The following is a 19212-nucleotide window of genomic DNA, read 5'->3' as shown; positions in this document are numbered from 1 at the left end:
GCCAAAATTAATCCGTCCAACCGCCCGCCGTTTGATCTAAAACATCTCATTCGTATGATGAATAACTAAAATCGTCATACTTTCCCGCCAATGACGTTTCGTCAGGACGCTTACGTGTTTTTCTACCGTTATGCTGGCGCTCTGCTGCTGCTCTGCGCATCGTTTGCCCTTTTCGCGGCATCGGATACTCTCACCACCGCCTGGCCGGTGAATGTCGGCCCGCTCAACCCTCACCTCTACACCCCGAACCAGATGTTCGCGCAAAGCATGGTTTATGAACCGCTGGTGAAATATCAGGCCGACGGCACGGTGCGCCCGTGGCTGGCGACAGGCTGGCACCATTCGGACGATGGCAAAACCTGGGTCTTCACCCTGCGCGACGGCGTAACCTTCTCCAACGGCGAGCCCTTTAACGCCGAAGCGGCAGCAGAGAACTTCCGTGCGGTGCTGGATAACCGCTCGCGCCACGCCTGGCTTGAGTTGGTGAACCAGATAAGCGAGGTGAAAGCCTTAAGCCCCAATCAGCTACAAATCACGCTCAAAAGCGCCTATTACCCCTTCTTGCAAGAGCTCGCCCTGCCCCGCCCGTTTCGCTTTATCGCTCCGTCGCAGTTTAAAAACCATGAAACCCTGAACGGCATTGTCGCCCCCATCGGCACCGGGCCGTGGGTCTTGCAGGAGTCACGCCTGAATCAATATGACGTGATGGTGCGCAACGAGCGCTACTGGGGCGCGAAACCGGCGCTGGCAAAAGTGGTGATTAAGGTGATCCCCGATGCCACCAGCCGCGCCGTGGCGTTTGAAACCGGCGAGATTGACCTGCTCTACGGCAACGAAGGGCTGCTGACGCTCGATACCTTCGCCCGCTATCGGCAGAACCCGCAGTGGCGCACCCAGCTCTCTGCGCCAGTGGAAACGGTGATGCTGGCGCTCAACTCCGCCCGCGCGCCGACTAACGAGCTGGCGGTGCGTGAAGCGCTGAACTACGCGGTGGATAAAAAAACCCTTATCGACGGCGCACTGTACGGTACGCAGCAGGTCGCCGACACGCTTTTCGCTCCGGGCGTGCCCTACGCCAATATTGGCCTTAAAGCGCGCCAGTACGATCCCGCCCGCGCTAATGCACTGCTGGAAAAAGCGGGCTGGTTATTGCCCGCCGGGAAAGCAATCCGCGAAAAAGCGGGCCAGCCGCTGCATATCGAACTGGCCTTTACCGGCACCGACGCGCTGAGCAAATCGATGGCGGAGATCATTCAGGCCAATTTGCGCCAGGTGGGCGTGGATATCGCGCTGGTCGGTGAAGAGGAGAGCAGCATCTATGCCCGCCAGCGCGACGGCCGTTTCGGCATGATCTTCAACCGCAGCTGGGGCGCGCCCTACGATCCCCACGCGTTTATCAGTTCGATGCGTGTGCCCTCGCACGCCGATTACCAGGCGCAGCAGGGTTTGCCTGACAAACCACTGATCGACAAAGAGATTGGCGAAGTGCTTACCGCCCGCGATGAAGCCACGCGACAGGCGCTCTACCGCGATATTCTTACCCGTTTGCATAACGATGCCGTCTATCTGCCCATCAGCTATGTGTCGACAATGGTGGTGGCGAAGCCGGAGCTTGGAGAGATCCCGTTTGCGCCCGTTGCAGCCGAGATCCCGTTTGATCAGATCAAGCCGGGCAGCGCGCAATGAGCCGCTACGTGATAAAGCGTCTGCTGATACTGATCCCGATGATCCTTGCCGCCTCGGTGGTCATTTTCCTGCTGCTGCGCCTCGGCACGGGCGACCCGGCGCTCGATTACCTGCGCTTGTCGAACCTGCCGCCGACGCCGGAGATGATTGCCGCCACGCGCGTGGCGCTCGGGCTGGATCAGCCGTTAGTCGATCAGTACGCCAACTGGTTATGGCGCGCGCTGCATCTCGATTTTGGCCTCTCCTATGCCACCCAGCGCCCGGTGCTGGAGGATGTGCTGCGCTTTCTGCCCGCCACCTTGCAACTGGCGGGCGCGGCGCTGGTGCTGATCCTGCTGACCTCGCTACCGCTCGGCATCTGGGCGGCGAGGCACCGCGATAAGTGGCCCGATTTTGTTGTCCGCGCGGTGGCGTTTCTTGGCGTCTCAATGCCCAACTTCTGGCTCGCCTTTCTGCTGGTGATGCTCTTTTCCGTGCAGTTGCACTGGCTGCCCGCGCTCGGTTACGGCGGCTGGCAGCACCTGATTCTGCCCGCCGTCTCCATCGCGCTGATGTCGCTGGCCATCAATGCGCGTCTGCTGCGCGCCAGCCTGCTGGAGGCCGCCGGGCAGCGCCACGTCACCTGGGCGCGGCTGCGCGGGTTGAGCGAGAAGCAGACCGAGCGGCGGCATATTTTGCGCAATGCTTCGCTGCCGGTAATCACAGCGCTGGGGATGCATATTGGCGAGCTGATTGGCGGCACGATGATTATTGAGAGCATCTTCGCCTGGCCCGGCATTGGCCGCTACGCCGTCTCGGCGATCTTCAACCGCGACTACCCGGTGATCCAGTGCTTTACGCTGGTGATGGTGATGGTTTTTGCCCTCTGCAACCTGGCGGTGGATCTGCTGAGCGCCGCGCTCGATCCGCGCGTGCGTCATCATGAAGGAGCGCGCTGATGCACTTTCTCCACACTGCGCGCTGGCCGGTGCGCCTCGCCCTGCTGATACTGGCGCTGCTGTTTATCATCGCCCTCAGTTGCCAGTGGTGGCTGCCCTTCGATCCGCAGGCTATCGACCTGCCTGCGCGGCTGCTGCCGCCCGATAGCCAGCACTGGCTCGGCACGGATCATCTCGGGCGCGATATCTTCTCCCGGCTGCTGGCTGCGACCCGCGTATCGCTCGGTTCGGTGCTCTGCTGCCTGCTGCTGGTGCTGATCCTCGGGCTGAGCGCCGGTGGCTGCGCCGGGCTGCTCGGTGGGCGCGTGGATCAGCTGATTATGCGTGTTGCCGATCTCTTTATGACCTTTCCCACCTCGATCCTGTCATTTTTTATGGTGGGCGTGCTCGGCACCGGCCTGACCAATGTGATTATCGCCATCGCCCTCTCCCACTGGGCCTGGTATGCGCGCATGGTGCGCAGCCTGGTGCTGTCGCTGCGTAGCCGCGAATATGTGCTGGCAGCACGCCTCAGCGGAGCGGGTTATCTGCATCTTTTTCGCGACCACCTCGCGGGCGCAATTGTGCCGTCGCTGCTGGTGCTGGCGACGCTGGATATCGGCCATATGATGCTGCATGTCGCCGGGATGTCCTTCCTCGGCCTCGGGGTCAGCGCGCCGACGCCGGAGTGGGGAGTGATGATCAATGACGCGCGGCAGTTTATCTGGACGCAGCCGCTGCAAATGCTGTGGCCGGGGCTGGCGCTGTTTATGAGCGTCATGGCCTTCAACCTGATGGGCGACGCGCTGCGCGACCATCTCGATCCGCATCTGGTCACGGAGCATGCCCACTGATGGCTACGCAATTGAGCCTGCAACATCTCGCACTTTCCGCAGCGCGACCGCTGGTTGCCGATCTCTCTCTTACCCTACGGCGCGGCCAGGTGCTGGCGCTGGTCGGTGCCAGCGGCAGCGGTAAATCTCTCACCTGTGCGGCAGCGCTTGGCGTGTTGCCCGCAGGCGTTCGACAAACGGCGGGCGCGGTGCTGATCGACGGTCAGCCAGTTTCCCCCCAGGCGCTGCGCGGCGTGACGGTGGCAACGGTGATGCAAAACCCACGCAGCGCGTTCAACCCGCTGCGAACCATGGCCGACCACGCGCGGGAGAGCTGCCTGGCGCTCGGCAAACCGTTCAGTGAAACGCACGCTATCGCCGCGCTGGAGCAGGTCGGCCTGCGCGATGCACGCCGGGTTCTCGCCCTTCACGCTTTTGAGATGAGCGGCGGCATGCTGCAACGGGTGATGATTGCGCTGGCGCTGCTGGCCGAGGCGCCCTTTCTTATCGCCGATGAGCCGACCACCGATCTCGACGCCATCGCCCAGGCCAGTATCCTCGACCTGCTCGACTCCCTGATGCAGCAACGCCAGCCGGGAATGCTGCTGGTAACGCACGATATGGGCGTGGTGGCGCGTCTCGCCGATGAGGTGGCGGTGATGGATAACGGGCGCATCATCGAGCGCGGCGCGGTCGGGGCTATTTTTCACGCGCCGCAGCATCCGCTCACTCGCCAGCTAGTGAGCGCGCACCTGGCGCTCTACGGCATGGAGCTTGCGTAATGACCCTCCTCACCGTTAACCAACTCTCCCACGCTTACCGCCACCAACAGGTGCTGAGCGATATCTCCCTGACGCTAAAGCAGGGTGAAACCGTCGCCCTGCTCGGGCGCAGCGGCTGCGGCAAGAGCACGCTGGCGCGCCTGCTGGTCGGGCTGGAAGCACCTGAGCAAGGCCACGTCTGCTGGCGAGGAACGCCACTTTCGGCGCTTGATCGTGCCGCGCGCCGCAATTTTCGCCGCGATGTACAGATGGTGTTTCAGGATCCGATTAGCGCGGTCAACCCGCGCATGACGGTGCGCGACATCGTGCGTGAACCGCTGCGCCACCTGGCAAAGCTCAGCAAAGCGCAGCAGCTCCAGCGCATCATGCAATTGCTCGCAGATGTCGAGCTGGAGCCTGATTTATTGGAGAAACGCCCTATGCAGCTGAGCGGCGGTCAGCTGCAACGTGTCTGCCTCGCCCGGGCGCTGGCGGTCGCGCCAGGGTTACTGATCCTGGATGAAGCGGTCTCCAGCCTCGATCGCGTGGTGCAAAGCGGCATCATCGCCCTGCTGCAACGCCTGCAACAGCGCTCCGGCGCGGCGTGCCTGTTTATCACCCACGATCTGCGCCTGGTGGAGCGCTTCTGCCAGCGGGTGCTGGTGATGGAGGCCGGGCAGATAGTCGAAAACGTCACCGTCAGCGCGCCGCTGCGCTTTAGCTCCGCTGCGGGCCAGGCGCTACAACAGGCGGTGTTACCCGCCCTCCCTTCACTTCGCCCGAGGAACCCGCTATGCAACGCGTTACCCTAACGCTTGACGACGATCTGCTCGCTGCCCTGGACGCGCTAAGCCAGCGGCGCGGCTACCACAACCGCTCAGAAGCCGCACGCGATCTGTTGCGCGGCGCACTGGCGCAGGAGGCTCCAGCCGATCAGGATAAACCGGGCTTCGGTGTGCTGACCTACGTGTATGAACATGAGAAGCGCGAGCTGGCAAGCCGGCTGGTCGCCACTCAGCACCACCATCATGATCTCTCAGTGGCCACCCTGCACGTGCACATCAGCCATGACGACTGCCTTGAGATCGCCGTACTAAAAGGCAAACGCGGCGAGATTGAGCATTTCGCCGATGAGGTGATCGCCCAGCGCGGCGTGCGCCACGGCCATTTACAGTGTCTGGCGCAGGAACCTCATAGCCACAGCTGATGCTTTTTCGCCCGCACCGCGCCACATGTGCCAGGCTTATTTATTTGCCAAATCCACGTGATAAGGAGCGAATAATGAAGATTGATCTGAGCGGAAAAGTGGCGCTGGTTACCGCCTCGACGGGCGGGATTGGTTTCGCGATTGCGACCGGGCTGGCACAGAGCGGTGCAGAGGTGATCCTCAACGGACGCAGCGACGAGTCGGTCAACAAGGCCAAAGCAGCGTTAGCTGAGCAAGTGAGCGGTGCTCGCGTGCGCACCGCCGTTGCCGATCTTGGCTCGGCGGAAGGCGTGGCTTCCCTGCTTAAAGCCGCCTCTGACGTTGATATCCTGGTTAATAACGCCGGTATTTATGGCCCGCAAGATTTCTACGCCACCGATGACGAAACCTGGGAGAATTACTGGCAGACCAACGTCATGTCCGGCGTGCGGCTGGCACGCGCGCTGCTGCCCGCAATGGTCGATAAAGGCTGGGGCCGCGTGGTGTTTATCTCCTCCGAGTCCGCCCTGAATATTCCGGCGGATATGATCCACTACGGCGTGACCAAAACGGCGCAGTTGTCGCTGGCGCGCGGGCTGGCGAAGTTTGTTGCCGGTAGCGGCGTCACGGTTAACAGCGTATTACCGGGGCCAACGATGTCCGACGGTTTCGCCGGCATGATGCAGGAAGAGATGGAGAGAACCGGTAAGTCGCTGGAGACGCTGGCGAAAGAGTTTGTGATGGCTAATCGCCCCTCATCGGTTATCCAGCGCGCCGCCACCGTTGAAGAGGTGGCGAATATGGTGGTTTATGTTTGCTCAACGCAGGCGTCGGCGACCTCCGGCGCAGCGCTGCGCGTCGATGGCGGCGTGGTGGACGATATCGTTTAAACGAGCCAGGAGGTTGTATGCGACGTTTTCCCCGCCGCGCGCTACTGCTCGCGTTGCTCTTCACCGGTGCGGCGCAGTCCGCGGAGTATGGTGGCCAGCTTGAAGGGTTCACCTACCCGTGGCCGCTGATGCACTTTGAATTTCAGTCCCAGCGCCAGCCCTTAAGCATGGGGTATATGGATATCTCCGCCGATAAACCGAACGGCGAAACCGTGGTGCTGCTGCACGGCAAAAACTTTTGCGCCGCCACCTGGGAGAGCACCATTACCGCGCTGCATGAGGCCGGTTACCGGGTGATTGCCCCCGATCAGATTGGCTTCTGCACCTCCACTAAACCGGTCAATTACCAGTACAGCTTTCAGCAACTGGCGGAGAATACCCATCAACTGCTGGCGAAGCTGGGAGTGAAAAAAGCGGTGATTATCGGCCACTCCACTGGCGGCATGCTGGCAACGCGCTATGCGCTGATGTACCCGCAAGAGACGCAGAAGCTGGTGATGGTTAACCCGATTGGCCTTGAGGACTGGAAGGCGAAGGGCGTGCCCTATCGCAGCGTGGACGCGTGGTATCAGCGCGAGCTGAAAAGCACCGCGCAGAGCATTAAAGCCTACGAGCAGAAGACCTATTACATGGGTGAATGGAAGCCGGAATACAATAAATGGGTTGAGATGCTGGCGGGATTAAACAACGGGCCGGGCAAGACGCGGGTGGCGTGGAACTCGGCGCTGATCTACAACATGATCTACACCCAGCCGGTGTTCTATGAGTTCAAGGATTTACGCGTGCCCACTACGCTGTTTATCGGCACCGGCGATACCACCGCGCCCGGTAGCGATGATGCGCCCCCGGAGGTGAAAAAGGCGGTCGGCAACTACAAGGTATTGGGCAAAGAGGCGGCGGAGCTGATCCCTAATGCCCGGCTGGTGGAGTTTGATGGTTTAGGCCATGCGCCGCAGATGCAGGACCCGGCGACGTTTCACCGGGCGCTGCTCGACGATCTGGCAAAATGACGCATTAAAGAGAAAGGCCCGTTCATTGCGGGCCTTTGCATTACACCTGACGCGCGGCGAAGAAGGCCAGCGTCTCTTCCAGTGATTTCGCTTGCTCCTCCAGCGACATGGCGGCCGCGGAGATCTGCTGCACCAGCGAGGCGTTCTGCTGGGTGGCGCTATCCATCTGATTTACCGCCACGCTGACCTGGTTGATGCCCTTGGTCTGCTCATCCAGCGCCTGTACGATTTCGTTGATCACCAGGTGGACATTGGTGACCGCCTCGATGATCTGCTTCATCATCGCGCCAGTTTCATTCACCAGCGCCACGCCTTTGCTGACGCGGCCGGTCGACTCATCAATCAGCGTTGAGATCTCTTTCGCCGCATTGGCGCTGCGCTGCGCCAGGCTGCGCACTTCACCCGCAACCACCGCAAAACCACGCCCCTGCTCACCGGCTCGCGCCGCTTCCACGGCGGCATTCAGCGCAAGGATATTGGTCTGGAAAGCGATGCCGTCGATGATGCTGTTGATATCGCCGATCTTCTGCGCGCTTTCGTCGATTTTATTGATGACATCGACGACTTCGTCGACCAGCGCTTCGCCCTGCCCGGCAATCTCCGTCGCCTGCTCGGTAAGACGCGTCGCTTTGTGAGCGTTATCGGCGTTATTTTTCACCGTGACGGCAATCTGCTCCATGCTCGCCGCAGTTTGCACAATCGCCGCCGCCTGCTCTTCGGTGCGTGAAGCGAGATCGAGGTTTCCGGCGGCAATTTCGCTACTGCCCGCACGCACCGAGTTGCTGGCATCGGTGATGGTGCTGACAATGCGGTGCAGTTGCCCCTGCATGGCGTGCAGCGCGTAGAAGATGCTGCTGCTGTCACCCCTCTGCACGGGGATGATGCTGCTGAGATCGCCCTGCGCAACCGAGAGGGCGATCTCCGCCGCTTCGGATGGCTCACCGCCCACCGGGCGTGCGACTTTGCGGGTAAAGACCAGCGCCACCACCAGGCTGACGATAATAATGCTCAGCACCATCATCACTATCGCGTTCATCAGGAAGTGCCAGGCTTCCGCCATCACCACGCTGACCGGGGTGATAATCGCCAGCTTCCACGGCGTGCCGCTGTTACCGACCGCAATGGTGCGCCAGGTGATAAATGCCGGTTCGCCGAGCTGCGGATCGTCAAAACGCACCACCTCGCTGCCCGTAATGCTGCCCTTGTAGGGCTTGCCGATGGCCGCTTTATCCGGGCTGGAGACGACGTTATTCTCCGCCGACAGCAGCACGGCATAGCCGACGCCATCCCACGGTTTGATGGCACCAATCCGTTTTTGCAGCGTCGCCAGCGAGAAGTCGGACGTAACCGAGCCCTGGAATTTACCGTTACGCATAATCGGCGCGGCGATGGAGGTAAGCATCACATCGACCCCGTTGTAGGGGTAGATATAGGGCTCGATGATCACCTCTTTTTGGCGCTGGCGCGGCAGCACATAGTAGTTACCGCTGCCCGGCGTTTCGTAATCGAGCAGGTTGTGCAGCGACGGGTTGCCTGCCGAGTCGCGATCGACATAACGGGCATAACGACCGGCAGGATCCTGCTCCGGTTTGCCGGCAAATTCGGCATCTTTACCGTCGAAAGCGTTAGGTTCAAAGGCCAGCGACATTGAGAGGAAATCGCTGTGCGCATGCAGGTAGTCGCGCAGGAGCTGGTCCAGCCCTTTGCGATCTGCAAGGCCCGCTTCACGCAGTGACCAGGCGCTGTTACCGACATCCCGCGCCGCAACCAGCGCGGAATCAAGCTGCTGGCTCACTTGCAGGGTTTCGGTCTGGGCAATCTGTTGCAGATGTTTCTTTGCCACCGCCTCCTGTTGCGCCATCGCTTGCCATATCAGCAGGCCAATGGTCACAAGAAAACCGGCGGTTATCGTGACAAAGATGGATATCAACATCAGCGTCCTGGCTTTGAGCTTTTTCCCGGTATTTCTTTTGACTGACATAACTTCTCCGATATGGCGTGGCGCGGGGCGCATGACGGATTTATCGGAAGAATGTGCGCAAAAGTTATACCGGCTTTAAATTAAATTTTTGTGTGATGCGCGGGCGGGCAGTGCTGGAATGGGCTTTGTGAGGAAAATCAAAGGCAAAACGCTCAGGCGAGCAGCTGGTCGATACTCTCAGCGGCAGGCTCCATGGGCAGTGCGCCAAGCGCGCCAAGATCCTGCCGGTAAATCGTCTCACTACCCGATTTACCGTGGATAAAGTAGCCAACATCGCCATCTTGGCCAATCAGCAGATACTCAGGCTCCACCTGCTGGATGGCGTAGGTGTCGTTTCGCTCCAGCAGATCGCCGTGGGCGTATAGATAGATAGCATCACCTTCGGGCGTGGTGATTTCAGTAGCGTCGCGCTGCGCGGCGAGAAAGCGCGTGTAACGTTCGGGGAAAGTCAGGTGATTGGAGGTTTTGAATGCGTCCAGGGTGGTTTGCAACAGGCTGTTATTCATCTTTTTTTACGTCCTCTGCGTGAAGCTTGCGGTGCCCAGGAAGAGTAGTCGCTGACGACAATCTCAAAAAGTTGCAGATCGCCGGGGATGTGCTGGAGATGATCGGCAATTTCGTCATAGGGCGAAGGGAGAGAAAAAGCGAGCCCGTAATCACCATCAACAATCAGAGCGCCGTTAATCAGCAGGATGCTTTTACTGAGAAGCGTAAGCCGCTCCATGGTGATACCGGCATAGAGCCTGTTCTGATATCTCCCGTGGTAGTTCTGGTTACAAACGACGGAGACGATGATGTCGTTCGCATCGGTAAAGATCGATACCGTGTTGTCATCAAGAAAATAGCCGTGCATATCGCCGCCCAATGGCGATGAAGAGGGGTACTCTTTCGTCTCGACAGTAAAGCGGGTAAGCATCTCCTCAAGGTAAATATCCACAGAATGCCCGAGACGGATATTGGCAAGCGAGGTGAAGCTAATGATGTCGGCGTTAAAATCAATCATGGTTTAACAGGTCGTGAGGTTTTAAAGGGGCTAATATGGAATATTTTAAAATTGATTACCATAGACATCGACTTGTAAGTTTTAAGAAAAGTAAGGATATAAAATCAAAAAGGCAGCACACCCTTAAAAAAAGAAAAGTACTCTATGTTCACACCCTTACCCTGAAAATAAAGCAATGCGTCAGTAATGCTATTATGCACAAGTATCTCTTCACTGCCATAATCTTCAACCATTTCTATCTTATCTTCAGGTATGCAAAATTGATAAGACAAATAGCTACCCGCCTCTTTTTTGATCGCATATTGAAAGAAAAACAACCGCCCATCAACCTGTTTGATTTCACTGAAGCCTCTAACCTTACCGTTATTTACAGCTGTAATGATCAGCGAAACCATAGAATCGTTCATTTAGAGCAATCCTCATTATAAATAATTTGGCAAACTGATTATTGATAGTGAGTATATTCTCTCACTCCTCTTATGTTGAAGCATAAGTTACCTTAAGACGGGCGTTGAAACTCTGAAATGAAGTTTCTCAGGAATTGGGAACATAGATACTCCTCCCAGCCTGTTGAACCGTTATTAGCAGACTCATTTTATCGTCTCGGTAATAGTATAGATGCGTACGTCTATAAACGCTCAGATTTTAATAAGTTAAATCAATCGCATGCTGATAGTATGTGCTTAAAAAATTCAGGCCTCGGTGTACGATTTATATAGAGGAGGAACTTATGATGCGGGTAGTCTTTTTCATCAGGCTCCCCATCATGGGGATCGATGTTTTCTTTGAGCACGAGGTGCTCGTTCCATTTATCTCCAGCGATATAATACACCCCTCCTTGATAGGTGCTATCGTGTTCGCGAAAAATGATGTCAGATTCACTTTCAAGAAAATCACGTGCCTGACTTAAACTTTCTCCAGAAAATGCATATAAATCATAAAAAAACATATCAACTGCCTCTGTTCGCAGGCAGAGCTTTGGCCTGCTTGTACTCTCGGTTTTAAATATTAATCGCTACTTACTCTTATGCACTCAATTTTGTTTAATACAACAGACGTTTTGAGTTCTTCAAGTGTCCCTAATGAGAGATTATGTAATTCACTAATCTTCAGTAATTCATTGATAAAAATAATAGCGTCGCTCTTTCTCAACATGCAGTCAGCACGATAATAATCCTTTATTTTTCGTAGATGTTTATATGAACTCCATCTTGTTGAATTTGCGAAGATAGATTGATGTAAAGCCTCGCTAATTTCGAAATGGAGCATCTTGCTTTCGTATTTTATATCTAAGTCTAGCGGCATAAGTACCTTAAAATTATTATCTATACATTATGGAATATAGTAAATTTATCGTATGGGTGACAGCCCTATTTCCAACGGTGATCTAAATAAGGCTCGATAGAGTCAATAACCATCGCTTCCGCAGACAGAGTCATGAACAGAATGCCCTTCTCATCCTCAATTCTCAATTCTCAACGAGGTAATATCGCCCGAGTAAGAGAACTTAGGTGTGCACTCAAAACCAATACGGTCACCCTCCAAACTTAATCGCCTTAAACCGACAAAAACAAGGTCAATAGAAATGGCGTTAAAGTAATTTCTCTTCCATTTATCAGGCACTGTGGTAGGAATATTTTTTGAATTAAATCGAATTTTTACTTTTGAAAGGTCATAAACAAGAATATTTTCAAACTCGACTCTCTCTATGCTTAACTCATTATTGAACATGAATTTAATTTTTTCATTGCCATTGGCGTGATCAAACCACATATTCCCTCGCTAACCTAAATGGAACTTAACTTTCGTGTCATCTAATTGCTAACTCGCGTTACACTTCAAATATCACAGCGGAAATGATGTCAAGACTCTATCTAAACAAAACAAGAGCTATTGAAGTAAGCCCTTGATTAATCATTGATATGAGTGTGGAACAGATTTTCTAACCGAAAGTTGATGCTGGAAAATTCTATCTATTCGTTCTGGCCAGAAAAAACGTTTCTTCATAGGAAAAAATTATTTTTTTAAAATTTGGTATATATATTAAGCTTGCCTCATCACTGGGGTAGAAAAAATCATCCCATGCTTTCGCTATAATTGCAGGTGAAGATATTAATGCTGATGACCTTCGCCCCCAAAAGAATATGACCTCATCGCACGCATCTAATTTATCCTGAAAGAAAAGCCTACCCGCGTCGACATCATCAAAATCGAGCACTTTTTTATCAAGGATCTCACAATGCGAACTATCTATCTGCATTAAGATCTCAAATGGAAAAAAAGCATCCCATAAACGCTCAGAATCATCCTCGCCGAGCATGATTATGTTTTTCTTATCCTCAACTGATAGCTGGCAATCTTTTGAATTGAAGCGCCACGCCATAGCATACTTTTTTTCATCCATCACAAAACTTATCTTCATAACGCTCCCCGTTCTGTTGGCTGAAACTATCCGTTATATCCATATCAGCGGAATGCACCAGGTGAAATGCTTTTCGACGATTGAAGCTTTACCATGAAGTAAGTTCATTAACTGAATCAGCTTCGAAAAACTCAATCCCATTTTGCACGCAAAAGGACTTAGCCTTATCCCATATATCCATATCAAAGAAGATGAATGTTTGACCTGCCATAGGAGTTAAAAAACAACTAAAGAAAAAGGAATAGTTACTTTTAATAAGACGGGTTAGAACATCTGTACTAACCTTGTCATTTATATACATATTAATAAGCTCTGGCACCTCGATAGACAAATCGGGTTGGTGCGTTACATGCGACTTTAGCTTTCTTTTCAGGGCTTCCTTTTTATACTCAACTATCAGACGTTTAACTTCCTCTACATTCGGGCCATAAAAATACAGGCCACTATTTCCGGGGCTTAAAGCAGGTTGTAGAGAGATGCTAATTTGATTGTAGAAATGTAGCTCATTAAATAAAAAACTCAGCAACTTTTTTGATGAGTCGGAGCTAAAACCATAGGGCCCATAGTCACCTTCATTCCAGTCAAACTGATAGCAGATGCAATATGCACAAGATGGCAGATGGCCAGAAAATTTACTGATATCTGCAATCCAGTCTGAAAGTGGGAACTTGATCAATCTCTCTTTTTTCTGATTTGTCATATAAACTGGCTCGTGGCTTGGATTGCGGGGTGGTGAATAATACGACGCAATCATTATGGGTTTACAGAACGTACCAGAACGATCCTGTGAATGTAATAAGGTCGATTCGTACAAGTCTTATCAGACTACCTGCACCATAATCATGTGCTGGCAGAGAGACTATAGCTTTGACGTTTTTTTACGCACCAGTTGATTTAACTTGTTCCGGAAAAATCACTGACTTTTTCTTGCAATGAAGTACTTCATCTTTGTATTGAAATTTACTGGGTAGAAATGAACTATTCCCTCTGATAAAGAATCAATAAAGTCGTTTCTATTGCACACATCTTCACGTCTGAAATGAGCATCGGAACCATTTAAGCAGGCAGCAATAGCAAAGCGCGCTCCATTTCTCAAATCCCCAAACAAAAACCTGCAACCATCAATCCCTTTAATGGCTTCTTTCTCCAGTAAAATAGACTCAGCGCTTAAAGAGTTATAGGTGCCATCACTGGATACAAAAAAATCGATAGAAAGTCCGCTGTATATTTTATCAAGTACATTAGTAATCAAAGATTTATCGATGCATTCGTTAATGATAATGTCATCAAGATACACCCGGCTTCCATCATGCGCGATAAAATCATTTTTATTGACTAAAAAACGCTTAAGTTCGGATAAACCAACGCCTCCTAACGCACGCTGAAGCACCTTGATTTGGGGTTTTGAAAAAATCGGATAGTAACCATCATCGAAGACGATCAATCTTTTTGAGTGGAATTGATTAATGAACCTCAAGAAGTCATTAACAAATAATTCTTTCTCATTAGTATTAAACACCCATGCCATGCAAACAGCAGGCTCAACATTGACAATACCGTGTTTCTCCGAAAAACCTTCAGAAATAGAAAATAGAGTTTTCTTCATCAAAATCCTATTAAATAGTTTATCTTTATGTTTAACAGTATCTCACATTTCAATAAAGAGGTTTTTTACACCCTTTCACGATTATGAAACAGTGCCCGTGGGGAATACACAGACTTACGCTTAAAAAAGTACACCATAACATTTCTTCTATCAAAGTCTCAAAAGTATTTATGACTACTTGTTAGTTGTAAAAGATATCATCCCACATTCTAAAATTTATTTTGTCGCTAGGGATAAAAAACGTCTCTGACTCCCCAATTGCCGCAAAGAGATCGGCGGAACATAATACAACCCACACCCTACCTCCTGAAATTCAAGAGCCAAAACGCATCGTACTCGAACATTAGCAGTCATCCCTTGAGATTGATTTATTTAAATTGCGATAAGCGTATTTCCCTCAAAGCATAGTTTATCCTCTTGAGCAGAACAAAAACGATGTTGGCATTCAAGAAGAGTGCGTGGACCAAGTTCTATTATCAGCAAGCAATTATGAATTTTTAGAAAGCTATAAACTGCAACTGGATAATCTATTTAATACCAAAGGTGATATCAGAAAGACTTTTCACAGGGAATGTCAAAAGGCTTTTAAAACCCACAAATGATATACAATATGCAAAAGAGATATCTCTCCCATATAAGAAAGATAAATTTCTCCACTTCATTATGTTATTAAAATTTTTGCATGGCATGTAGTATCCATTTTCAATCTCAAGTGTGCCTTTTAAATTTATGATTTCAATGTGGCATGTATTCAAAAAAGCCTCTTCGCTCATGGCTTCCGAAATGACAGTATCTGTTAAAGCCGTCAATACGATTTCATCATCATTGTCAGATGTTAAGTGAATTTCAAGAGACTGATTTTTATAGCACCATGATGTTAAAATGGCCTCAGATAACATCTCCATCACTTCGTGGTTTTCATTAGAAAAGCTATTTGATTTCATTCTGTCGTCTTCTATGAATAAAAATCTGGTCGCCACAAGCCCTGAAACAGGGTAGCAAGAGTTAAAATGCAAGATCGATAAATCTTTCTTTTAGCCGTCTTATCTCCGGAGTCAACGCGAAGCAATCCTCTGGAAAATCAGCACCACATTCCCAATAAGTAACAAGATCAATGTGAATAGGATAATTTTCGAAAAGCAAGCCCAGCGTCTTAACCACGTGTCCATCTGCCGTACTCAATCCAGATGCTAATAAATCGTTTATGATGTCAAGAGACAGCGCCATCAACTCTCGCCTCACCTCTAAAGAGTCACTATTGTTTGAATAAGCTGCGATATACTTCGCTAGCCACTCTTTAGTGCGGTATTCATCAGGAAGTTCGTACGCCCAATCTTGAGTAAAACGATCGCCGGTGGGTAAACCGAGGTCATGACATATCTTTGATATTACGCTCATGCAGGCACTCGTAAAATATATTCCTACAGACCATTAACGAAAAATCATTAGTGTTAATTTAACACTCTCGCTATGCGGTTGGGCGTTGAAGAGGTACCATAATCGGCCATTTTGTAATTTATAACCAGGTGACAGCAGTATCAAGTTCGCGTCATGATCATTGTTCTGTAATTGAAGCCATTTTTTATCCAATAACATTCATGGATGTCCAGAAAGCAACTATCACAAAAATCAACTAACTCGCCCCGCCATCCTTCCGGCACATATGTTTCATAGTGCATATTTTCGACATATTGCGAATAAAGGATTTTGCTATCAAAATCAATAAACAAATCAGGCATAAGATCGTTAATATTCCACCATGTTGTATCTGCAGTTAATCTTTTGTAAAACTCGTTAGCTATCTCATCGCGATTATAAAGAGATCTGTCTCTTTTCAGTAGGGAAATGAATTCATCGACATTTCTTTCACTCAGGATAGAGATATTATATCTTTCCTCATGACCCCCCTCAATTATGGCCTCAATTCGATTTCGAATAAAGTCCGCCACCCATTTAACTCTATCCATTATCCACATTTCTTTAAACGCGGCGAGCCAGTAAAAAAGTTGATCTTTTTTTATTATAACCAGCACGTCTTCGGGTTTATTGATGAACATATAACCTCACGCTAACCACTACTCATGAATTAATCAACTCTGACAACTTTTGACGAGTAATGCTTTCCACCAGGGGCTTGAACTTTCCGTCACAGGAGGTAAGACTAATTTTCGCCGCGCTAACATACCGATAATTATAGTTTCCAAATCATCTGGTACACTATCCCCGCCTTCGGCACCTAAATAGAGCAAAATATTTATCGATTCATACAACTTTAAAATTTTTTCCTTTTCCTCTCCTATCAATGAATGTTCATACTGCGCCAGTCTCTTAAAATAGTCATAAGTAATATTAACGATGTCACTATATTGAGAAGCATTGATACTCTCTATGAAATCATTTATTAATGTTTCATCAGTCACTCCCCCCCTTCTTCTCTAAATTGTATATGGCTGATACTACCGACTCAATATCCTGTGGATACCGATATCCTTTTCCAATATTCTCTCTTATCTTTTTCTCTGATTTATTCACACCTTCTCCATCTTATTATTTATGAAAAAACATGCCTGCACCGTCTCATTAAATGAGCTTAAGCATGAGTTAAACGGAAAAAGATCTTACTTGTAGGATTGTTATCGTGAAGGGATTTGAACAACAATGAAAGATAACTGTATAAAGATATTAACCTAACGCCATACGCAAACTTAGCACTATGTATATGTGACAAGGTATTTACCAACAATATCGAAAACCTGATCGTACGTGCTAAGAATGATTCTCTCATTTTCATTTTTGCATTCCCCTACAACCATATCAAAACAAGATGAAGTATATTTTTCATAAGGGTAATCATCTATTTTAAAAATGCTTAAACTCTCGATATCCCGAAATATAAAATCCACTATTACATTATCCCGGTTCATGATTGCCGGCTTGCAGGCTGACAACGATAAGGATGTAGTTATTGTCAGCTCCCAGGGATAGAAAGTAAGTTTTGCATCGGTTAAGATTAGAGCGTTCCTTCCATACAGAACACCATATTTTGTTTGTATTGCGCTCATTTTCATCTAGAAGAAAATCCTGCGTAAAGCATAGCCGCCATGGAGCATGAGTAATGAATTGATCCCACCGGGGAACTATGCGTGTCATTTACGTAACGTTGTAAGCACACCTTCTGATGCAGCTCTGATGTGCTCCATATAACAGCTTTTACTCACAATATGATAAAACCTTAAAATCAATATTCACCGCAGCGAAATAGAGGTCGGAAGCTCTAAAATCATCGACATTCTCCATGATTTCTGAGAACGGAGAAAAATCCATATAATGTAAACCGCTAAAATTTTCATAAGCTATTCCATTAGAGATTACAACGTTGGAGTAATGCAACTTTTGCCTGACGGTAAACTCTTTCACTTCACTCAGCATAAATCTTATATTAACCCATCTTTTTTCCGGATATTTTATTGCAGATATAGTAATACTGGCAGTATCAAATGAGTTGAACTTAATTCCCCTTATAATTCCATCGCTCCCACTATTTACACTAATTAATAAATCATTCATAGCTGATCGCATTACCAAAAGCCCTAAATATGATAGATAGATGCAGGTTTAACCCACTCAACGACATGTATATTTCTCGCGGCTATCAAAAGAGTGTCATGCCGTTATATCGCCCATAGCAAAGTCAAAATCATTTAAAAGTATAAGCCCGTAAGCTTGATCCCAGTGCAATGCGTCTACCAGGTTATCTGAGCAAAGAAAAGGCTTATTGACACGCTTGACGATGTCTATTTTTTCATCGTCGAAAGATAATATCAAAAACCAGCCTTCCACATTTACGGATAGGGTATTTATAAATTCTATTACTGGATTCCCATGTATGTCGCCTCCCTTATTCACTACCCATTCCAGCTCAGATAATGGATTGCCTTTAAGCGTTAAAGCATCATACTGTGCGGCATTAATATAATCATCCAGCATTCGCGTATAAATCAGAGGCAATGTACATTTCTCTAATTTAAGGTTATTACACCATTTATAAACAGCAGGATTTCGAGAGTAACGCTCTGCTCCCCACTCAATTAAGTCTTCATCTATATCAATATCTTTTAGTTTGAATGAACGGGGTAAAATGACATCTAAATTATAATCCATATGGTTTCAATTCTGTAGAGATAGAAAATAACAGATCATATTATTCTCAATGATTTGAGATGAATGTGTGGACATAAGGCCTGCGACCCTCACTTTATAAAATATGGTAACCATCACTTCATTTTTATCAATAAATCACCAGGATTTACTCTGACGCTTCCGTTCTTATATTCGACCCACAAATCCCTGTTATCCGTTTCACAATCATTCAAAATTCTGTACTCCGAATAGCCAGTTTCTTCGTTTTCAATCTGAATGATACTGTCAATTTCCGATGACATATCCCGCGTCATCAGATACGTGGCTAATTTTCTTAAAAAAAACAACTTATTGATTTGATTAAGCGAAGATTGATCTAAATGTGATTTCTTAATTGCTTCATCAATAGACTTAAGCACATCCTGCATGTGTCACCTTTTTGAAATAGTCTGTAGGTATTCGCTCTGCCGTCATCCACTAGGTGTAAGCCCGCTCCTACTCAAGTGAGTTATGTTAGCGAAGAGTATGGTACCTCTCTTCCCTTACGAACCGGAGTAAGCTGCAGGCATAGATAGTGCGACATGTTGTGCCTCAGTGACAGGCTCTTACGCAGCCGGGTTCCTGCATCTGAGAATTGGCGCAAAATAATGCAGCCGTAGCTGTGGCTTAAGCGGCTCGGCATGACATCCGGCTTTATGAGGAGAGTAACTTCAGTAGCAGCTATGCCGCTCAGTGGGAGCCGGGTACTAATCGATGCCCAACCTTCAGTAAGGGCTC

At 49.6% G+C, this 19212-nt stretch carries 24 protein-coding genes; 8 read left to right on the top strand and 16 right to left on the bottom strand.

Annotated features, from left to right (window positions below; translation table 11 throughout):
* The first annotated feature begins 114 nt into the window (after window positions 1-114).
* The 8 genes from nikA (at window position 115) to N7V53_RS20145 (ending at window position 7283) form a co-directional block, all read left to right on the top strand.
* Window positions 115-1686: a nickel ABC transporter substrate-binding protein gene (nikA, locus tag N7V53_RS20180; protein WP_279794695.1), complete on the top strand. Its 1572-nt coding sequence runs from the start codon at window positions 115-117 to the stop codon at window positions 1684-1686.
* Window positions 1683-2624 (top strand): nickel ABC transporter permease subunit NikB, encoded by a 942-nt coding sequence (gene nikB, locus N7V53_RS20175; protein ID WP_279794694.1) that lies wholly within the window; start codon window positions 1683-1685, stop codon window positions 2622-2624. The genes nikA and nikB overlap by 4 nt, the downstream gene beginning before the upstream one ends.
* On the top strand, window positions 2624-3457 hold the full coding sequence (gene nikC / locus N7V53_RS20170; RefSeq protein WP_279794693.1) for a nickel ABC transporter permease subunit NikC: 834 nt from the start codon (window positions 2624-2626) through the stop codon (window positions 3455-3457). Before nikB ends, nikC begins: the two co-directional genes overlap by 1 nt.
* Entirely contained in the window at window positions 3457-4218 is a 762-nt protein-coding gene (gene nikD / locus N7V53_RS20165) for a nickel import ATP-binding protein NikD (RefSeq protein WP_279794692.1), read from the top strand. The genes nikC and nikD overlap by 1 nt, the downstream gene beginning before the upstream one ends.
* The gene (gene nikE / locus N7V53_RS20160; RefSeq protein WP_279794691.1) at window positions 4218-5009 is read left to right on the top strand and encodes a nickel import ATP-binding protein NikE; all 792 of its coding nucleotides are present in this window, start codon (window positions 4218-4220) and stop codon (window positions 5007-5009) included. Before nikD ends, nikE begins: the two co-directional genes overlap by 1 nt.
* Window positions 4991-5404, top strand: coding sequence for a nickel-responsive transcriptional regulator NikR (gene nikR, locus N7V53_RS20155; protein WP_279794690.1), 414 nt, complete (start codon window positions 4991-4993; stop codon window positions 5402-5404). Before nikE ends, nikR begins: the two co-directional genes overlap by 19 nt.
* Before the next feature lie 74 nt (window positions 5405-5478).
* On the top strand, window positions 5479-6273 hold the full coding sequence (locus tag N7V53_RS20150; protein ID WP_279794689.1) for an SDR family NAD(P)-dependent oxidoreductase: 795 nt from the start codon (window positions 5479-5481) through the stop codon (window positions 6271-6273).
* 17 nt (window positions 6274-6290) lie between these two features.
* Complete coding sequence (locus N7V53_RS20145; protein ID WP_279794688.1) at window positions 6291-7283, top strand: alpha/beta hydrolase; 993 nt, start codon at window positions 6291-6293, stop codon at window positions 7281-7283.
* A 40-nt stretch (window positions 7284-7323) separates the two neighbouring features.
* On the opposite strand, the gene N7V53_RS20140 is transcribed toward N7V53_RS20145, so the two are convergent.
* The 16 genes from N7V53_RS20140 to N7V53_RS20065 all read right to left on the bottom strand — a co-directional run bounded on the left by N7V53_RS20140 (window position 7324) and on the right by N7V53_RS20065 (window position 18863).
* Window positions 7324-9264: a methyl-accepting chemotaxis protein gene (locus N7V53_RS20140; protein ID WP_279794687.1), complete on the bottom strand. Its 1941-nt coding sequence runs from the start codon at window positions 9262-9264 to the stop codon at window positions 7324-7326.
* Window positions 9265-9416: 152 nt separating this feature from the next.
* On the bottom strand, window positions 9417-9770 hold the full coding sequence (locus N7V53_RS20135) for an SMI1/KNR4 family protein (protein ID WP_279794685.1): 354 nt from the start codon (window positions 9768-9770) through the stop codon (window positions 9417-9419).
* Window positions 9767-10267: a hypothetical protein gene (locus N7V53_RS20130; RefSeq protein WP_279794683.1), complete on the bottom strand. Its 501-nt coding sequence runs from the start codon at window positions 10265-10267 to the stop codon at window positions 9767-9769. Before N7V53_RS20130 ends, N7V53_RS20135 begins: the two co-directional genes overlap by 4 nt.
* 104 nt (window positions 10268-10371) lie before the next feature.
* A complete protein-coding gene (locus tag N7V53_RS20125) occupies window positions 10372-10674 on the bottom strand; it encodes a hypothetical protein (RefSeq protein ID WP_279794681.1) in 303 nt (100 codons plus the stop codon).
* 251 nt (window positions 10675-10925) lie between these two features.
* Complete coding sequence (locus N7V53_RS20120) at window positions 10926-11216, bottom strand: hypothetical protein (RefSeq protein ID WP_279794679.1); 291 nt, start codon at window positions 11214-11216, stop codon at window positions 10926-10928.
* Between the two features lie 512 nt (window positions 11217-11728).
* Window positions 11729-12040 (bottom strand): Imm50 family immunity protein, encoded by a 312-nt coding sequence (locus N7V53_RS20115; protein WP_279794677.1) that lies wholly within the window; start codon window positions 12038-12040, stop codon window positions 11729-11731.
* A gap of 196 nt (window positions 12041-12236) precedes the next feature.
* Complete coding sequence (locus N7V53_RS20110; RefSeq protein ID WP_279794675.1) at window positions 12237-12689, bottom strand: hypothetical protein; 453 nt, start codon at window positions 12687-12689, stop codon at window positions 12237-12239.
* 88 nt (window positions 12690-12777) lie between these two features.
* On the bottom strand, window positions 12778-13389 hold the full coding sequence (locus tag N7V53_RS20105) for a hypothetical protein (RefSeq protein ID WP_279794674.1): 612 nt from the start codon (window positions 13387-13389) through the stop codon (window positions 12778-12780).
* 213 nt (window positions 13390-13602) lie between these two features.
* Entirely contained in the window at window positions 13603-14295 is a 693-nt protein-coding gene (locus tag N7V53_RS20100) for a hypothetical protein (protein WP_279794672.1), read from the bottom strand.
* Window positions 14296-14822: 527 nt separating this feature from the next.
* Window positions 14823-15239 carry a hypothetical protein gene (locus N7V53_RS20095; RefSeq protein ID WP_279794670.1) on the bottom strand — a complete coding sequence of 139 codons (417 nt, stop codon included), beginning with the start codon at window positions 15237-15239 and terminating at the stop codon, window positions 14823-14825.
* 61 nt (window positions 15240-15300) lie between these two features.
* Window positions 15301-15693 carry a hypothetical protein gene (locus N7V53_RS20090; protein WP_279794668.1) on the bottom strand — a complete coding sequence of 131 codons (393 nt, stop codon included), beginning with the start codon at window positions 15691-15693 and terminating at the stop codon, window positions 15301-15303.
* 140 nt (window positions 15694-15833) lie between these two features.
* Complete coding sequence (locus N7V53_RS20085) at window positions 15834-16352, bottom strand: hypothetical protein (RefSeq protein WP_279794667.1); 519 nt, start codon at window positions 16350-16352, stop codon at window positions 15834-15836.
* 33 nt (window positions 16353-16385) lie between these two features.
* Window positions 16386-16715: a hypothetical protein gene (locus N7V53_RS20080; RefSeq protein ID WP_279794666.1), complete on the bottom strand. Its 330-nt coding sequence runs from the start codon at window positions 16713-16715 to the stop codon at window positions 16386-16388.
* Between the two features lie 790 nt (window positions 16716-17505).
* Window positions 17506-17862, bottom strand: a complete 357-nt coding sequence (locus N7V53_RS20075) for a hypothetical protein (RefSeq protein WP_279794664.1) — start codon at window positions 17860-17862, stop codon at window positions 17506-17508.
* Between the two features lie 96 nt (window positions 17863-17958).
* Window positions 17959-18456: a hypothetical protein gene (locus tag N7V53_RS20070; RefSeq protein ID WP_279794662.1), complete on the bottom strand. Its 498-nt coding sequence runs from the start codon at window positions 18454-18456 to the stop codon at window positions 17959-17961.
* Window positions 18457-18569: 113 nt separating this feature from the next.
* Window positions 18570-18863: a hypothetical protein gene (locus N7V53_RS20065; RefSeq protein WP_279794661.1), complete on the bottom strand. Its 294-nt coding sequence runs from the start codon at window positions 18861-18863 to the stop codon at window positions 18570-18572.
* Window positions 18864-19212 lie beyond the last annotated feature (349 nt).

Source organism: Kosakonia sp. HypNH10, from assembly GCF_029850615.1.
Taxonomy (GTDB): Bacteria; Pseudomonadota; Gammaproteobacteria; order Enterobacterales; family Enterobacteriaceae; genus Kosakonia; species Kosakonia cowanii.
This window is presented reverse-complemented; position numbering and strand designations above follow the sequence as displayed.

Coding starts and splice junctions, on each gene's coding strand:
- nikB (WP_279794694.1), top strand. CDS start 1,683: ATGAGCCGCTACGTGATAAAGCGTCTGCTGATACTGATCCCGATGATC.
- nikC (WP_279794693.1), top strand. CDS start 2,624: ATGCACTTTCTCCACACTGCGCGCTGGCCGGTGCGCCTCGCCCTGCTG.
- nikD (WP_279794692.1), top strand. CDS start 3,457: ATGGCTACGCAATTGAGCCTGCAACATCTCGCACTTTCCGCAGCGCGA.
- nikE (WP_279794691.1), top strand. CDS start 4,218: ATGACCCTCCTCACCGTTAACCAACTCTCCCACGCTTACCGCCACCAA.
- nikR (WP_279794690.1), top strand. CDS start 4,991: ATGCAACGCGTTACCCTAACGCTTGACGACGATCTGCTCGCTGCCCTG.
- N7V53_RS20150 (WP_279794689.1), top strand. CDS start 5,479: ATGAAGATTGATCTGAGCGGAAAAGTGGCGCTGGTTACCGCCTCGACG.
- N7V53_RS20145 (WP_279794688.1), top strand. CDS start 6,291: ATGCGACGTTTTCCCCGCCGCGCGCTACTGCTCGCGTTGCTCTTCACC.
- N7V53_RS20140 (WP_279794687.1), bottom strand. CDS start 9,264: ATGTCAGTCAAAAGAAATACCGGGAAAAAGCTCAAAGCCAGGACGCTG.
- N7V53_RS20135 (WP_279794685.1), bottom strand. CDS start 9,770: ATGAATAACAGCCTGTTGCAAACCACCCTGGACGCATTCAAAACCTCC.
- N7V53_RS20130 (WP_279794683.1), bottom strand. CDS start 10,267: ATGATTGATTTTAACGCCGACATCATTAGCTTCACCTCGCTTGCCAAT.
- N7V53_RS20125 (WP_279794681.1), bottom strand. CDS start 10,674: ATGAACGATTCTATGGTTTCGCTGATCATTACAGCTGTAAATAACGGT.
- N7V53_RS20120 (WP_279794679.1), bottom strand. CDS start 11,216: ATGTTTTTTTATGATTTATATGCATTTTCTGGAGAAAGTTTAAGTCAG.
- N7V53_RS20115 (WP_279794677.1), bottom strand. CDS start 12,040: ATGTGGTTTGATCACGCCAATGGCAATGAAAAAATTAAATTCATGTTC.
- N7V53_RS20110 (WP_279794675.1), bottom strand. CDS start 12,689: ATGAAGATAAGTTTTGTGATGGATGAAAAAAAGTATGCTATGGCGTGG.
- N7V53_RS20105 (WP_279794674.1), bottom strand. CDS start 13,389: ATGACAAATCAGAAAAAAGAGAGATTGATCAAGTTCCCACTTTCAGAC.
- N7V53_RS20100 (WP_279794672.1), bottom strand. CDS start 14,295: ATGAAGAAAACTCTATTTTCTATTTCTGAAGGTTTTTCGGAGAAACAC.
- N7V53_RS20095 (WP_279794670.1), bottom strand. CDS start 15,239: ATGAAATCAAATAGCTTTTCTAATGAAAACCACGAAGTGATGGAGATG.
- N7V53_RS20090 (WP_279794668.1), bottom strand. CDS start 15,693: ATGAGCGTAATATCAAAGATATGTCATGACCTCGGTTTACCCACCGGC.
- N7V53_RS20085 (WP_279794667.1), bottom strand. CDS start 16,352: ATGTTCATCAATAAACCCGAAGACGTGCTGGTTATAATAAAAAAAGAT.
- N7V53_RS20075 (WP_279794664.1), bottom strand. CDS start 17,862: ATGAATGATTTATTAATTAGTGTAAATAGTGGGAGCGATGGAATTATA.
- N7V53_RS20070 (WP_279794662.1), bottom strand. CDS start 18,456: ATGGATTATAATTTAGATGTCATTTTACCCCGTTCATTCAAACTAAAA.
- N7V53_RS20065 (WP_279794661.1), bottom strand. CDS start 18,863: ATGCAGGATGTGCTTAAGTCTATTGATGAAGCAATTAAGAAATCACAT.